The 350-nt window shown below is 64.6% G+C and carries 1 pseudogene; it reads right to left on the bottom strand.

Features of this window, described 5'->3' with window-relative positions:
- Nucleotides 1-350 (bottom strand): annotated as a pseudogene (locus DIE08_RS35335) (electron transfer flavoprotein subunit beta/FixA family protein); the annotation flags it as partial.

Below are 350 nucleotides of genomic sequence, written 5' to 3'. Positions count from 1 at the left end.
ACCGTTTCCAGCGGCTTCTTCTTCGCCTTCATGATGTTCGGCAGCGTCACGTAACGCGGCTCGTTCAGGCGCAGGTCGGTCGTGACGACTGCCGGCAGTTGAAGCGACAGCGTTTCCGCGCCGCCGTCGACTTCACGTGCAACCGTGGCGCGGCCATCGGCGATCGTCACCTTCGACGCGAACGTCGCTTGCGGCAGGCCTGCCAGCGCGGCCAGCATCTGGCCCGTCTGGTTCGAATCGTCGTCGATCGCCTGTTTGCCGAGGATCACGAGTTGCGGCTGTTCCTTGTCGACCAGCGCCTTCAGGATCTTCGCCACCGCCAGCGGCTCGACGCTGTCGTTCGACTCGAC

This window comes from Burkholderia sp. Bp9004, assembly GCF_003858025.1.
Classification (GTDB): Bacteria; Pseudomonadota; Gammaproteobacteria; order Burkholderiales; family Burkholderiaceae; genus Burkholderia; species Burkholderia diffusa.
This window is presented reverse-complemented; position numbering and strand designations above follow the sequence as displayed.